Source organism: Mycobacterium lacus, from assembly GCF_010731535.1.
Classification (GTDB): Bacteria; Actinomycetota; Actinomycetes; order Mycobacteriales; family Mycobacteriaceae; genus Mycobacterium; species Mycobacterium lacus.
Genome location: NZ_AP022581.1, coordinates 2,599,662 through 2,615,572 on the forward strand (window position 1 = coordinate 2,599,662; position 15,911 = coordinate 2,615,572).

Here is a 15,911-nt window from a genome sequence, read left to right on the forward strand (position 1 = left end):
ACCGACCTACCGCGACGATCATCAACACAACACACCAGTATTCTGACTACAAACACCAGGGCTTCAACACCCGAAACGTCAGGTCACATCACACTTCCGCGTCAGAACCCGTCGCAACTTCGGGCTAGTCAAATGCCGGTAGCGGGCGGCCATTACCGGGTTATTCGGCAGGGCGCCCCACACGGCGCGCCAGGCCGCCAGCCGCAGCCGGGGCCGGCCCCGCCCGGAGATCCGCGACCGGCCCGTCATGGTGCCGCTGGCGTTCTCCCGCGGGCACAGCCCGGCGTGTTTGACCAGCGCGCGCGGGCTATCGAAGCGGGTGGGGTCGCCGGTTTCAGCCAGGATGGCGGCCGCCCCCAGTGCCGAGACGCCGGGGATGCTGCTGACCAGCTCGGTCAACCCGAGTTCATCGAGGATGGCGACCATGTGGGTCTCCACCTCGGCCAAGCGGGTCTTGGTGGCGCGCCAATCGGCCAGCACCCACTTGGCGCGCTGCAGCGCACCCAGGCGCTGCGCCAATACCCGGCCGGATCGGTCAGCGCGGTAAAGACCGCGGTCAGGATGCGCCGCCGGGGCCCCCGCCTTCCCCCCCAGCGCGCGAACTCCCGGCGTACCGCCTGCTCAAACCGCGTCGGGCCGAGCCGGGCCAGCCGCTGCGGGCGGCCATCACAACGCTCCAGCACCACCGCCAGTGCCGCACACCAGGTGATCGAGTCAAACGGGTCGGCGGCCGCGGTCAGCACCGCCGGCCAGGCGCACTCCAGCAGATCGCGCAGCTGCTGGATGGCCGCGGTGGCTGTGGTGATCAGCCGGTCCCGATAGGCGCCCAACTGGCGCAGCTGCGCCCAGCTTTCGTCGGCACGCTCGGGGACATAGCAGTCCAGCTGGGCCACCAGCCGCGCGATCAGCACCGCATCCTTGTGATCGGTCTTATCTCGGGTGTAGTCCTCGGTCTCGCGGGCCCGCCCAACCAGCAGCGGCTGCACACACACCAACGCCATATCCTGTTGGGCAGCAAGCTGATCCAGCACCCGCCAGCGATGCCCGGTCGGTTCACAACCCACCGTCACATCAGCGAAACCATGCTTGCGCGCCTCCTGGCGCGCCACGCCAGTACCGGGCCCAGCCGCCACGCCTTGGCTTTCACCGTGCGACGGGCCAGCACCCGCGAATCATGATCGCAGAGCACCACCGCCTGCTTCTCATCGGCCAAATCGATCGCCAAAATCGCGTTGCTGGCCGGCACCAATTCCCGCAACCGAGCCAACCTGGCATTGCGCCGCTTGTCACCGCGCGACAGACCACTACCCTGAACCATGACGCCCTCCTGGATGTATTGGGATTCCAAGCCCGTCAACGACACCAGGAGGGCGTCCTTCTGATCAACATTCATCGGCATAGCTCTCTTACTACGCTGAATCGCATTCAGAAACGGAAGGGTCTTCGGATTGCCCGGCATCACCTACCCCGACCAAACGAGATTCGCGTTCCGTCCGGGCGTCACCTGCGTGACCACGCCCGCGGGGGCCGTGCTGCTTGATCCTCCGCGCAGCCAGAAGCTGACGCGGCTGACCGCTGGCCAGCTACGGGCGCTCAAAGGTCTGAATCTAGGGCCGGCAACGTTGTCGGACATGTCACCGAAAACACCTGAGCCACCAGGCGATGTCGGCACGCTGATAGCTCAGCTTGCCGCCGGCGGATGGCTGACGATCGCGGTGCGCGACGGCGACCGGGACTTCTACTCCATTGTGCCGTTCGGACAACCGGCGCAGCGGCCGCTGTCGTCGCGATGCGTCGTGCTGTCGAAATTTGCTGTACTGCACCGGGATTCAGAGAGCTTCGTCCTCGAACATCCGCGGGCATGGTGCGATGTGCGCATCTATGACCCACGCCTGCTCGTCCTTCTCGACGGGGCCACAGAGGACGGCTCGGGCTTGCCGGCCGCGCTCGCCTCGCGGTTCATCGAGGATCTGCAGTGGTGTGGCATCCTCGTTCCGGCTGGCGACGAAGAGCGCAGCTTCGACGTCCTCGGCTGGAGCGCACCGGATCTGTGGTTTCACCGCCGCAGCACGCTGGGTGAGCGCACCGTCACGTGGGAGACCTTCGGCCCGACCAAGTGGGCGAAGGCCCGATTCCCACAGCCGCCCGCGCGCAGGGCGAATTATCCGGGTGAGCCGATCGCGCTGCTGGTGCCCGATCTGGTGGCCAGGCGGGCACAGGATCCGACCCTGACGGCCGTCCTCGAAGATCGCGTTTCGACAAGGACATTCGACGACGCCCACCCGATCACCATCGAACAACTCGCCGAACTGCTGTACCGCACCGCGCGGACACGGAGAACGTTGCCGGTCGGTGACGGCGAAGAACTCGCATCCCGGCCCTACCCATCCGGCGGCGGCCTGTATGAACTCGAGCTCTATCCCGTGGTGCGAAACGTCGCCGGGTTGAGGCCGGGCATGTACCACTACGACTCGTTCGACCATCTGCTCCGCCCGGTCGCCGCCGCGGATTCGAAGCCGGTGTCCCAGTTGATGAAAACGGCCGCAGCGACACTGACCGCAGGCGCCGAGCCGCAAGTGCTCGTCGTCATGGCCGCACGCTGTGGTCGCATCATGTGGACCTACGAGCAGATCGCCTACGCCACCGTTCTCAAGGATGTCGGCGTCCTCATGCAGACGATCTACCTGGCCGCCACCGCGATGGGTCTCGGAGCCTGCGCGCAGGGCTTCGGTGACACCGCCGCCTTCGTCGCGGCCACCGGAATCGACGAGCTACAGGAGTGCAGCGTGGGCAGCATCATCGTCGGCTCACTCGCCACGAATTAGCCCCCAAGGTCTTGGGCGAGCACCTCCTCGTCGGTCATTGCCGCAATATCAAGGTAGTGGCGCGCGATCACGGCCAGCCGTTGTGGCGTACCGCGGTGCGCTTCCCGGCCATTCAGCCGCGCGGCCAAGCCGGCGACGGTTCGGGTGGCGAACAGGTCCGAGACGACGGCATGATCGATGTCGAGCCAGTCGCGTACCCGCGCGATGACGGTGGTGGCCAACACCGAATCCCCGCCAAGCGCAAAGAAGTCGTCGTGCACGCCGACCGAGGCCTGACCGGCTAGGCCCAGCACCTCGGCGACAATGTCGGCGAGCGCGGCCTCAATATCATCGCGCGGAGCATCGTCTTTGGTTGCCAACGCCTGTGCGGCTTCCGATTCGAGCAGCTCGGCCACCGCGCGACGATCCAGTTTGCCGTTCGGGGTCAACGGAAACCGCTCGAGAAATGCGATGCGTGTGGGAACCATATAGCTCGGCAACAGCTCGGCAACAGCCTCTCTAACCGCCACAGTGATATCGCCAACCTCGTTCGGATCGGCGACGACGGCGGCAACCAGCTTCGGCGCGTTGGCGCCGACGACGGCCGCGACGGCGTGGCGCACGCCTGGCACCGTGCGCAGCGCGCTCTCCACCTCGCCGAGTTCGACCCGGTATCCCCGAATCTGCACCTGGTTGTCGGCTCGGCCGAGAAACTCGATGGTGCCGTCCGGCCAGTACCTGGCGAGGTCGCCGGTCCGGTACCAACGAATGCCGTCGTGCTCGACGAAACGCTCGACGGTTCGTTGCGGGTCGTTGCGGTAGCCGGCAGCGACATTCGCGCCGCCGACCCACAGTTCACCCGGAACCCAGTCGGGGCAATCGCGGCCCGACGGCGCGACGACCCGACACCGCACATTGCGCAACGGAATGCCGAACGGAACCGTCGCCCAGTGCGCCGGTGGTTCGCCGGCCACTTCGCAGATGGTGCTGTGGATGGCTGTCTCCGTCGCACCGCCCAGACCAGAAAACCGGCATCCGGGCACCTGCCTGGCCAGCCGGCGAGCCAACTCAGCGCCCACCCAGTCCCCGCCCAGGATGACGGCACGCAGCGAATCGCCCAACCGACCCCGACCCTGCTCCAAGATCATGTCGAGCATGCTTGGCACACAGTTGAGAATCGAAACCCGGTGCTGGCGAATCAATTCCACCCACGCGCTCGCTGCGGCCCGTTGGTCGGCACCGACCGCGACCAGCGTCCCACCCGCTGAGAACATGCCGAAGATGTCGTAGACCGATAGGTCGAACTCGAGGGCCGACAGCGCGAGTGCTCGATCGGAGCCGTCGACCCCAAACCACTCATTCACCGCGTCGATCGTGTTCATCGCCGCGCTGTGCGGTACCTCGACGCCCTTGGGTAGACCGGTCGAACCCGACGTGAACAATATGTAAGCGATCGCATTGGCATCGGGGAATGCCGGCGCCGGCAGCGGTTCCGCGTAGTTGCCCGCCGCATCGATGGAAAGACACGGAATGGATAGGCCGGTTCCGGCGCCATCGACGGTGAGCGCCGCGACGGCCTCAGCGCCCTGAATAATCTTGGCGCGCCGCGCATCCGGCTGATCGGATCCGATCGGCACGTACGTTGCGCCGGCGGCGAGCACCCCGAGCACCGCCAGGACTTGATCGGGTCCCTTGGGCAATTGGACGGCGACGGCGTCACCGGCATCCACGCCCTGAGCGCGCAGAGCCCCCGCGACCGCAAGCGCCCGCTTCGCCAGTTCGCGGTAGTTCCATGCGCCCTCATCGTCACCGATACCCCACAGCACGGCCGGCGCGTCCGGATTCGCCTCGGCGTGCTCGAAAAAGCCCTGATGCAGCCGCCTCCCGCTGACCGGACCGTCAGTCGCGTTGATCGCCGCGCGTAGCTCCGCCTGTGCGCTTGGCAAACGAACCGGCGCCTCGGCGTCCCAGCCGGCGTCGTCCTCGGCGAGCCGGTCAACCGTTTCGGTAAAGGCGGCGAACATCGCGTCGATCAGGCCGTCCGGGAACGCCGACGCGCGGACGTCCCAATTGAGCAGCAACCCTCCCCGCACCTCGGTGACCTGTGCGTCCAGCAACACTTGGGGTCCCTGCGAGATGATCCACACTGGCTCACCAAAGGTTTCGATGACGTGGTCCGCGAACAGCTCACCTAGATCGAGCGCGCTGGTGAACACCACCGGCGCCAGCACCGGCTCGCCGCGGTGTCTGCCCAGGTCACGCAGGACATCGAGGCCGGAATAGGCCGCGTGCGAACCACTTTCATACATGCTGCGCTGAATTGCGCGGGCCCGGTCGGCCACCGACGCGTTTTCGGTGACGTCGACCTCGAGCATGATCGACGAGGTGAAGTCTCCCACCACCCGATCGATGTCCGGGTGCACCGGTTCACGGTGAAACAACGGCACATTCAGCAAAAACCGGCCATCTGCCGACCAGCCGCCGACGGCGTCGGCGAAGACCGCCGCCAACGCCATCGCCGGCGTGACACCGCGTGCGTGGGCGCCGGCCACCAGCCGCTGTTTGGCGTCCGGGGCCAACCAGTGGTCGTAGCGGACGGTGCGGTGTGGTGCCGTACGTTCGCCGACCGGGACGGTCGGCAGTTCGGGCGCACCGGGCATCGCGGGGAGCCGCTGCTGCCACCAGTGGCGGTCTCGTTCCCGCGCGGCGCGGTCTTCCTGGTGCTCCGTGCGATAGCGGCGGTAGCTGTACCCGAGTTCGGGCAGCGTCGCCCCCCGGTACAACTCGGCCAGGTCCGAAACCAGCACACGGTAGCTCATCGCGTCGCCCGCCAGCATGTCGACGTCCAGATGCAGCCGCCCGCGGTCCTCGTCATGCAAAGTCAGGGTGATGTCGATGACTTGGCCGTCTTCAATTGCCAGGCGCTGGTGGGTTTTACGGTCACGCAAGTCCACCAGTGCGGACTTGACCTTCGCCGGGCTCTGTCCGCGGAGATCGACGACATTGAACACCGGCCCACCCGGGCGGGCCATCGTTTGCTGGGTCCCGTCGGCGAGGAATTGGGTGCGAAGCATCGGATGCGCCGCGACGAGGTTGGACACGGCGCGCTCCAGACGCACGGGATCCAGTTGTCCGCCGTCGAATTCGACGTAGAGATGCGCCGCCACACCGCCAAGCGCTTGCTCGTCGGAGCGGCCGATCCAATACGCGTGCTGCATGGCGGCCAAGGGGAACGGTGAATCTTCGGAATCGGTGGGCTGGTCTGTGACTGGCTCTGCGGCGCTTCGCGTCGGTTTACCACGAAGCAGGCCGTGCCAGGAATCGACCGTCGGGGCGGCGGCTAGTTGGGCAAAGGTGACGTCGACACCCCGTTTACGCCAACCGCCCGACAGCGCCATCATGCGGATCGAGTTCAGGCCCAACTGGATCAGATCGTCGTGGTCGGTTATGTCCGCGGCCGGGCAGCCGAGTTGGGCGGCAACCGTGGCCCTGATCTCTTCCTTGCTGATCATGTCAGCCCCCTCAGCAGCGCCACGATGCCGCGCTCCCAGAACTGCGTCATACGGCCGATATCCGACGGCGCGAACAGGGCGTCGCTGTAGCGCCAGTTGGTGAGCAGTTGCGTGCCCTCGGCCGTCGCACCCACAAGCACACTGATGTTCAGGGCGAAACGCAGTGGCAGATCCGGCTCGGGATCAATCGGAAGAGCATCGATATATGGCCCCGTGAGCAGGGACCACGGGTGATCGGTCACGCCGCTGAGGTCCATCCGTCCCAGATAGCTGAACTGAATCTGCGGTTCGGCACCCCGCTGCAACTCGGGGATGCGTTCGACGTAACGAAGCAGACCATAGTCCAAACCCTCATTGGGGATGCCGCGAAGTTGGGTGGCGACCGAGCCGAGCAACGCCCGAGCCGCCGCCGGATCGTCCTCGGCCCGCTCGACATCCACAACATCCGCACCCACGCCAAGCCGCACCGGAAAGGCAGTGGTGAACCAGCCGACGGTGTTCGTGGTGTCGGCGTCCAGCATCGCGTCGGCGCGCCCATGGCCCTCGAGGGCTACTAGCGTGCCCAAAGCCGGATCCTGCGCCCGGACACGGCGCCAACTGGCAATGGCCATCGTGGTTGCGGCCAGCAGAAATTCGCGCATTCCCTGATCTCTGGTGAGAGTGGCCAGCACTTGCTCGGTGACCGCAGCCGGGGTGAGGACCGGGGCGACTCGCAACGTGGACCAGGTATCCCGGGTCGGGTCCGGATGCCGCCTGCCCAACGCGGGGTCGGGATCGCGGACCTGCGCGATCCAGTAGTCGCGCTGGGTCCCCACCTCCGGCGTGCCGGCCCGCTCCCACATCAGTTCCGACCACCGGCGGTAGGAAGTGAACTCCGGCAGCGTCTTCGGTGCCGCACCCGATTTCACCGCGCGCCACGCCTCCGCGATATCGCCCAGCATGATGTGCCAGGACACCACATCCACCGCCAAGTGGTGCGCGGCGATCAGCAGCACCTGATCACGCTCGGCGCGGGAGAACCATACCGCTCGCAGCATCACACCCGCGTGGGGGTCGATCTCGTCGTTGGCCTCACGTGCGGAACGTGTTATGGCCGACCTCAGTTCCGCATCGGTCGAATTCGGTAGCTGAACGCGGTCAAGCAGGTCCGCGGCACGGACCGCACCGGGTGCACGGGTAGCCAGCCGAGGCCCCTCGGGCGTGTCCGTCAGGATCGATCGCAGGGTGTCGTGCCCATCGAGCAACATCTGCAGCATCAACTCGATTGACGGGCTATCGATTTCAGGAGGCAATCGGAGCAGAACGGTATGGGTGAACCGGCGATAGTGCCCGTACTCGTAAAGCCAGGACACCATCGGCAGCGGCAGCACCTCACCGTATTCGGCACGCTCGCCAGCCGGATCCGAGCCGGCCGCCGCATCGATCGTGGCCGCGAGTTGACGAATTGTCGGGGCGGCGAACACCATTCGGGGACTCAGCGCCAGACCGCGCCGTCGGGCCTTGTGGACCAACGAGATCGCCACAATGCTGTCCAACCCGAACGAGAAGAAGTCGTCGTCGATATGCGGCACCATGCCGTCGAATTGCTCGTCGAATGCCTCACACAGCAGCCGCTCGGTATGGGTGGACGCCGACGCCGCGCCACCACCCGAGACATGCGCGAGCGCGTTCTGGGCCAGCCGGTCCAATGCATGGGTATCCAGCTTGCCGTTGGCGTTCACCGGCAGCTGAGGCAATGCCACGATCCGGGCCGGAATCATGTACGCGGGCAGGCGCCCGGTCAGCGCGACCCGCAGCCGCACCGGATCGGCATCCGCATTCGGTTGCCACACAACGAAGCCCACCAGGCTGGCACCACCCTCGCGACGCTGCACCGAAACGGCCGCATCGTGCACCTCGGGCTGGCCACGCAGTGCGGCCTCGACCTCGCCGATCTCGACGCGGTAGCCGCGAATCTTGACCTGGGTGTCGCCGCGTCCGACGTAGGCGTAGCCGCCGTGCGGTAGGCGACGCACGAGGTCTCCGGTGCGGTACATGCGCTGGCCCGGACGGAGCGGATCCGCGACGAAGCGAGTAGCGGTCATTGCGGACCTGCCGACATAGCCACGGGCCAGCTGCGCGCCCGACAGGTAAAGCTCACCCACCACGCCGTTGGGCACCATCCGCAGCGCCGAATCCAGGACATAAGCGAAGCTTCCAGCGTTGGCGGTGCCGATGGTCGGTGACTGGTAAGCGATGACGGGTGCCACCACCGCCTCGACCGTCGCTTCTGTGGGCCCATAGCAGTTGTAGACGGCATTGCGGGCCGGGGGCGCGGACAGCTCACGCAACCGCTCCCACAGCGCGATGTCGATCGCCTCCCCGCCCAGGGCCAACACCGAAAGATGGTGATCCAGCAATCCAGCGGCACACAGTTGTCCAAACATCGACGGGGTGGTGTCGATCATGTCGATCCGGTACGCGGCAATGCCTTTCACCAACCGATCCGCGTCGCGCATCTCGTCGGCGTCGAACAGATGGATCCCATGACCGTCCAGCAGGCCGACCATGGGCTGCCACGACGCGTCGAAGCTCAACGACCAGGCGTGTGCGATACGCAGCCGGCGTCCTAGCCGCCTGGTGGCCCCGCGGTAGACGCGCTCGCGGTGGTCGGCGAAGTAACTGAGTAACGCGGCATTGGTGCCGATGACCCCCTTGGGTTCGCCGGTCGAACCGGACGTGAAGATGACATAGGCGCAGTGTTCGGGATGGCGGTGAACCACCGGAGCGGCGGCAGCACGCCGCGAAATGCGCTCGGCCACCGCGGGATTGTCGAGGGCCAACGTGGGAATCGTAGCGTCGACCAGCTTTGAACAACCAGCCTCGGTGATTGCGAGCACCGGGTTGGCTTGGCGCAGAATCGATTCAATCCGTGCGCGCGGAAGCGTGACATCAACCGGCAGATAGGCGCCACCGGCGGCGAGCACGGCCAAGATGGCGAGAATGGATCGGGTCGAGCGTGGCAACACCAGCGCGACGACCGCTTCGGGACCCGCGCCCCATTCGGCCAGCTCCCCCGCCAGCCGGCTTGCCTCGGCATGCAATGCGGCATAGGAATAGCGCTCACCCCCACCGGCGGTCAGCGCGACGGCATCCGGTGTGGCGCGGGCCTGCCGCTCGAACATCTCCCACACCGTCGTGCGCGGGGTGGGAGCCGACGGCGTCGGCAGGGCATCGACCTCGGCGCGCTCCGCCGCGGTGAGAACGTCCAGCGCATCGGGGGTGTCGTCGCCGATGTCGGGGAGTTGACGCAGCACGCTGGCCAACCGTTCGCCGATCTCCGAGGGCCGAAGATGCGGCAGCGCTTCCCGAATCGCCTCGACCAGCACGACCAACTCATCGCCGCTCATGTGTGAGACAACCGTCAACGGGTAGTGCGTCAGACTTTCCATCTCCACCGGGCGGAAGCGAGCGCCGTCGGGTGTGCTTACGGTGCGGATGGCGTCCTCTATCGGTGCGTTCTCGAAGACGAACAGGGAATCAAACAGGGCTCCGCGGCCGTGTTCGCGTTGGATTTCCGACAGGCTGAGATAACCGATGTCGCGCATCGCCGACGATTCGCGCTGCAGCCGGGCACACTGCTCGACCACCGAGTCGGTGCTGCTCACCCGGTGCACAACCGGCACGACGTTGATGAACAGTCCGACCATGGTCTGCACGCCGGGCAAGCTCTCGGGACGGCCGGACACGATGGTGCCGAAGACGACGTCGCGACGGTCGGTGAGCCTGCCCAGCACGACGGCCCAGGCAAAAAGAACCGCGGTACCAAGCGTCAGGCGGCTACGACCCGCCCACTCTCGCAGTCGTGCCGTATCGGCCTCGGGCAACAGTAGTTTCGTCTTCTCCGGCACGCCGGCACCCATTGCCGGGCCAGTTGCCACCATGAGCGGTCCGGACGAACCCTGCAGATACTCGGTCCATTGAGCGAGCGCGGCCGCCCTGTCCTGCCGGGCGAGCCAGACGATGTAGTCCCGATAGGGACGCGGGGTGGCTAGCCCGTCGGTCGTTCCCCCCGACCGATACACGGCGAGCAATTCGCTGAAGAACACGGCAAGCCCCCAGCCGTCCACCAGAATGTGGTGTGCGGTGAAAATCATCCGACGGCTGGCCTCACCGGGAACAGTGAGCAGGACGACACGCAGCGCCGGCCCACGACCTAGGTCGAACGGGCGGCGTCGTTCCGATCGCGCGATGGCGTCGAATTCCGTTGGCAGCGCTACCCGTTCGTACCACGGCAGTTCGGCCTGGGCGGGTAGGATCTGCACCGGCTTTGGTACATCACGATCCCAGAAGGCGGCACGCAGATTCGGGTGCCGGTCCAGCGTGGCTTGAGCGCTGCGACGGAGCAGCTCGACATCAACCGGTCCATCGATGTCTATCACGAACTGCATGCTGTAGACGTCGATGCCGCCTTCGGCCAGCCGGTACAAGGCAAACAGCCCTTCCTGCAGGGGGCTGAGCGCGAGGACGTCCTCGATCTGTGGCGGAGCTGTGCTCATGACTGCGATTACGGCTGCTTGAGCCAGGACGCGGTGAGCTCGGCCAACGCTTCGGGACTCAGGCCCGATGCGCTCATCGGCGAGTACTGCGGCGCGGGCACCGAATCCGCCTCGGCCGCAGGTTGATCGGCGGCCGCATCGACCGCCGCGGCCAGCTCGGCGATGGTCATGTGCTCGAACACCATTGCCGGGGTGAAAGCCAGTCCCCGTGCGGTGGCCAGCGCCGACCACTTGATGGAGATGATGCTGTCGCCGCCCAGAGCGAAGAAGTTGTCGCCCCGGTCGACGCCGGTGATGTCGAGCAACTCTTCCAGCAAGGCGATCAGGACCCGTTCGGTTTCCACCGAACCGCCGGTGATCGGCTCCGGCGGCGCGGCGACGGGTGGGGCCGGCCCAGCGAGCAGCTTCTCCAGGTCGGCTGCCGGCAGCAACTCCAAGGTGGATACCGGACGGTCCGGTGTGGTCGCGAACGCGTCGAGCGCGGCATTGAGGGCATCGGCGATAAGCGCAACGGTCGCTTCCTCGTAGAGATCGGCATTGCCGACGACCCGCACGTCGAGTTCGCCGTCCGCGGTCACCGTCATCCCCACGTCCAGATCCACCAGCGAGACCTCGAAGTCCAGCGAAAGTACGACGACGGTGGTTTCGCCGGTGCCGGTGAGGTCGCGTGGCGTCAGCGCACGGTCCGCACCGCGAAAGTGGATCATGCTCTGGAACAACGGGTTCCGGGACAGCGAGCGCGCCGGGTTGAGTGCCTCGACCAGGCGTTCGATGGGCAGCTCCTGGTGTGCGAACGCATCGAGCACCGTGTCGCGGCTACGGGCGAGCATGGTTCGCGGACTCGGATCGCCGGACAGGTCGTTGCGCAGCACCACCATGTTGGCGAACAGGCCGATGAGGCTCGCGGTCCTCGATTCGACCCGCGACGCGACCGGGCTGCCGAGTGCGATGTCGGTGCCGCCGCCGAGCTTGTGCAGCAACACCGCAAGGACGGCCTGATAGACCATGAACTCGGTGGCGCCATTGTGCTCGGCGAGCTGCGTCAGGGCCGTCCGGCGGGCCGCGGACACCGTGAAACTCGCCATCACACCGCGCTTCCCGAGCGCCGGCGGACGCGGGCGGTCGGGCGCGACGGAGATCTCGTCGGGCAGTCCGGCCAACGCCGCACACCAATACCTCAGCTCGGCGCGTCCCCAGTCGGAATCCAATGCGTTTCGTTGCCACAGTGCGTAATCCGCGAACTGGATCGGCAGGGTGGCCCACCGCGGCGCCTTACCTCTCACCCGGGCGCGATACGCGATGACGAGGTCGTCGAAGAGGATGCCGAGCGACACCTGATCGCTCACGATGTGGTGCACGATCACGAACAGCACGTGCGCATTTCGAGTATCCGGGCCCAGCGCCAACAGGGTTGCCTTGATGAGCGGCCCGGATTCCGGCGTAAACACATGCCGACGCAGCTCGGCCACCGTCCGGTCGAGGTCGTCGGCGTCGATCGTTGCGACCGGTAGTTCCACCTGAAGGCTCGGGTGCACGACTTGGTATGGCACGCCTTCGTGCTCATCGAAGTTCGTGCGCAGCGGCTCGTGACGGGCCACGACGTCGTTGAGCGCCGCCGCGAGGGCGACGGTGTCCAGCGGACCGTCGAAACGAAGCGCAAAGGGTATGTTGAAGCCGTCCCGCGCGCCTTCGATCCGGTATTGAAACCACGCGGCGAGCTGAGAGTAGGACAACGGCAGCCGTTGCGGCCTCACCGATTCGACGAGCTCCGGACGGCTCGACCGCGCCAGCGGTGTTGCGTCGTCGGAAGTCTTCTCGGCATCCAGCTCGTCAAGGTCGATACCGAACTCGGCGCGGAACCGCTCGAGCAGTTGTGCCGCCAATCCGGCCGGCGTCGGGGTATCGAACACGGCGCGGACGCTCAGCTCGACACCGAATTCGGCACGGATCTGTGCGACCAGGCGAGCCGCCAGCAGTGAGTGGCCACCAAGCCCGAAGAACGAGTCCTGCGCACCGACTCGCTCCCAGCCGAACAACCGGGCGAAGATCGAGCACATCCGGCGCTCGGTGGCCGTCGCCGGCTCACGGTAACGGCGCGCCGCGACAGGGGTGGGCGCGGGCAGTGCCCGCTTGTCCAGCTTGCCGCTCACGGTCAGCGGGATCTCGGGGATCACGGCAAACGCGCTGGGCACCATGTATTCCGGCAGCACCGACGCGGCATGCGAGCGTATCTCGTCGAGATCTAAGTCAGCCGAGTCAACCACGGGCACCAGGTATGCGGCGAGCGTGGGCCCGGCCTCGGCGTCCTCCGCGACGACGAGGCAGTGCCGGACGGCTGGATGCGTCGCGACCGCGGACTCGACCTCGCCTAGCTCGATACGGAAGCCACGGATCTTGACCTGCTCGTCGGCCCGGCCGATGAATTCCAGATCACCGGAGATGTTGCGGCGGACCAGATCTCCCGTGCGATAGAGCCGCATACCGGGGTTGAACGGGTCGGCGACGAACCGCTGCGCGGTGAGGCCCGGGCGGCCCAGATACCCGCGCGCCAACTGAACGCCGCCAAGGTACAGCTCCCCGATCACCTCGGCGGGCACCGGCTGCAACTCCTCGTCGAGCACGTAGGCGTAGACGTTGCGGTTCGGCACGCCAATCGGCACCACGCGCGCGCCATACGACCCCTCCACCAGCTTGTGTGTCGAGCAGACGACAGCCTCGGTCGGGCCGTAGTGGTTGCGCAACTCCGCGTCGAAATAGCTGGCGAATCGGTCGGCTACCTCACCGGGCAATGCCTCCCCGCCCACCGGCACGTGACGCAACGCCCGCCATTGTTTGACGTGCGGCAACATCAGCAGGGTGCTCAGCATGGAGGGCACCATGTGCAGCACGGTGACGCCGCGGCGGCCGATCAGGTCCGCGACGTATCCGACGTCGCCGAACGCCTCCGGCCTGGGCACGATGAGCTGTGCGCCAAGCGACAACGTGACGAAGATGTCCAGCAGTGAAGCATCGAAGCTCACCGAGGACGACTGCAGCAACCGGTCCTCGGCGGTCATGCTCCACTCGGCAATGAAACCGTCCACGTGCTCGGCGATCGCGCGATGCGAGACCGCCACGCCCTTGGGTTGGCCGGTGGAGCCGGAGGTGTAGATAACATAAGCCAGGTGGTCGGGACGCAACGGGCGCGGCCGGTCGGCGTCGGTTAGCGTGGCGTCCGAGAGCCGCGCGGCGGCGCGCTCGGCGGCGTGGAGTTCGGGTGGCCCGATGACCATCTGGGGGCGGGCGTCGCCGACGAGATAGTCGATGCGTTCGTCGGGGTAGGCTGGATCGATCGGCAGGTAGGCCGCACCGGCTTTCAGCACGGCGAGCATGGCGACGATGAACTCGATCGACGTGGTCATGCGCAGGCCGATGATGGCTTCGTCGTCCTGCGCCCCGAAACCCTGCCCGATCAGCCAGCGCGCCAGCCGGTTCGCGCGCCGATGCAGTTCGGCATAGCTCAGCTCTGCCTCGTCGGAAACGAGCGCGACCGCGTCCGGCGAGGTGGCGGCGGCCTTCTCCAGCACGGCGACCATCGTGGTGGCGGGCGTCGCGACGACTTCGCCATGCGACTGCGCCAGCACGGCGGCCCGCTCACCGGCGCCGAGCATATCCAGGCCGGTGACGCGGTGTTCGGGCGCGCTCAGCGCGTTGTCCAACAGCTGAATGTAATGAACCAGCATTTGGCCGACGAGTGCGGAACTCAGCGCATCGGTCTGGTACTCGAACTCGGCGAGCACGCCTTCCGGGTCGAGCTCGATCGCAAGGGCAAGCGGAAGGTGCGCGGCCACGGCGCCCAGTTCGAGCCGACGCACGGCGACGCCGTCCAACGCGAATTCACTTGCGCCCTTGCGCATGCTGAACCCCAGTCGGACCAGCTGGTCCATGCCATCGTGTCCCATGCGCTCCGGGTTTACTTCGCGAACCACCCGGTCGATGCCGACCGACTGATGGGCGAAGCCGTCCAGACAGGTTTCGCGCACCGCGTCGACGACCGAGGTGAACGTGTCAGTGGATCGCGCGGCGATCCGCAGCAGCAGGGTGTTGCCGAAATAGCCGATGGCGCCCTCGGCCGTTGCCCTGCGCTGAGCGACCGGCACGGAGACCAAGAAATCTTCCGCGCCGGTGTAGCGACGCACCAGCACACCGAAGGCCGCCAGCAACACCATGAAGGGTGTCGCGGAGCGTTTTCGGGCGAAGTCCTCGACCCGGCCGAACAGATCGGCGGGCAGCGCCCGAGTTCGACGCCGCGCCCGCCTGGACGGGCGCGCGGGGGCGAGGCCCGGAAGCGGCAGCGGTTCGGGTGACGGCCGCAACGTGTCAGCCCAGTAGCCGAGGTCAGCGATGCCGGGTTCCCCTGGTGTCTCGAGCACCTCGACCGCGACGAACTGTGGTGCGGGCCGACCCGGTTGGCGACAGTTGTAGGCAGCGCTGAGATCACAGAAGAAGACCGCCCAGGAATCGTCATCCCAACAGATGTGGTGCACGACAAGAAGCAGGACGAATTCGTTTGTGCCGGTCCGGATCAGGGCTATCCGCAGCGGCAACTCGTTGGTGAGATCGAACGGCGAGCCAAACTCGTCTCGCGCCAAGGCCCCGATCCGCGCCTCCCGGTCCTCCTCGGGGAGATGAGTCAGGTCGCCTGTTCGCCAACTGATCTGGGCGTCGTCGGAAAATACCTGATACGGCTCGCCCTCGGTGTCCACGCCGTAGGTGGTGCGCAAAATGGCATGGCGTGCAACGACAGCATCGAACGCGGCGCGCAAGCGGGCCTCGTCCACCGCACCCGTCAGTCGATAGGCAACGCAGATGTTCAGCGTCACGTCGTCTGGGTCCATGGTTTGCAGAAACCACATCCGGCGCTGGCCGGTCGACAAGGGGTAACGTTCTCCGGCGCAGATGGCTGCCTGTTCGGCGGATTCCGTTGCCGCCATGCCGCTTTCGCGGATCCGGCTGCGCAGCAGTTCCCGGCGACGTTCCTGTGCCGTCTTGACGTCGTCTGTCATGGCTCGCCCCAC

The 15,911-nt window shown here is 66.5% G+C and carries 7 protein-coding genes; 1 reads left to right on the forward strand and 6 read right to left on the reverse strand.

Features of this window, described 5'->3' with window-relative positions; translation table 11 throughout:
* Positions 1 to 78: 78 nt before the first annotated feature.
* Genes G6N24_RS11935 through G6N24_RS11945 form a run of 3 tightly spaced genes read right to left on the reverse strand, consistent with a single transcriptional unit; the run spans position 79 to position 1,393 of the window.
* Positions 79 to 426: a transposase gene (locus G6N24_RS11935; protein ID WP_163745495.1), complete on the reverse strand. Its 348-nt coding sequence runs from the start codon at positions 424 to 426 to the stop codon at positions 79 to 81.
* Positions 396 to 1,064, reverse strand: a complete 669-nt coding sequence (locus G6N24_RS11940) for an IS110 family transposase (RefSeq protein ID WP_163745496.1) — start codon at positions 1,062 to 1,064, stop codon at positions 396 to 398. Before G6N24_RS11940 ends, G6N24_RS11935 begins: the two co-directional genes overlap by 31 nt.
* Before the next feature lie 2 nt (positions 1,065 to 1,066).
* The gene (locus G6N24_RS11945) at positions 1,067 to 1,393 is read right to left on the reverse strand and encodes a hypothetical protein (RefSeq protein ID WP_163745497.1); all 327 of its coding nucleotides are present in this window, start codon (positions 1,391 to 1,393) and stop codon (positions 1,067 to 1,069) included.
* Between the two features lie 55 nt (positions 1,394 to 1,448).
* Here G6N24_RS11945 and G6N24_RS11950 point away from each other — a divergent pair, with 55 nt between their 5' ends.
* A complete protein-coding gene (locus G6N24_RS11950; RefSeq protein WP_169716104.1) occupies positions 1,449 to 2,825 on the forward strand; it encodes a SagB family peptide dehydrogenase in 1,377 nt (458 codons plus the stop codon).
* On the opposite strand, the gene G6N24_RS11955 is transcribed toward G6N24_RS11950, so the two are convergent.
* Genes G6N24_RS11955 through G6N24_RS11965 form a run of 3 tightly spaced genes read right to left on the reverse strand, consistent with a single transcriptional unit; the run spans position 2,822 to position 15,899 of the window.
* Positions 2,822 to 6,316 carry a non-ribosomal peptide synthetase gene (locus G6N24_RS11955; RefSeq protein WP_085162649.1) on the reverse strand — a complete coding sequence of 1,165 codons (3,495 nt, stop codon included), beginning with the start codon at positions 6,314 to 6,316 and terminating at the stop codon, positions 2,822 to 2,824. The two genes, G6N24_RS11950 and G6N24_RS11955, sit on opposite strands and share 4 nt — an antisense overlap.
* Positions 6,313 to 10,854, reverse strand: a complete 4,542-nt coding sequence (locus G6N24_RS11960) for a non-ribosomal peptide synthetase (protein ID WP_085162648.1) — start codon at positions 10,852 to 10,854, stop codon at positions 6,313 to 6,315. Before G6N24_RS11960 ends, G6N24_RS11955 begins: the two co-directional genes overlap by 4 nt.
* Before the next feature lie 8 nt (positions 10,855 to 10,862).
* Entirely contained in the window at positions 10,863 to 15,899 is a 5,037-nt protein-coding gene (locus tag G6N24_RS11965) for a non-ribosomal peptide synthetase (protein WP_085162647.1), read from the reverse strand.
* Positions 15,900 to 15,911: the final 12 nt, after the last annotated feature.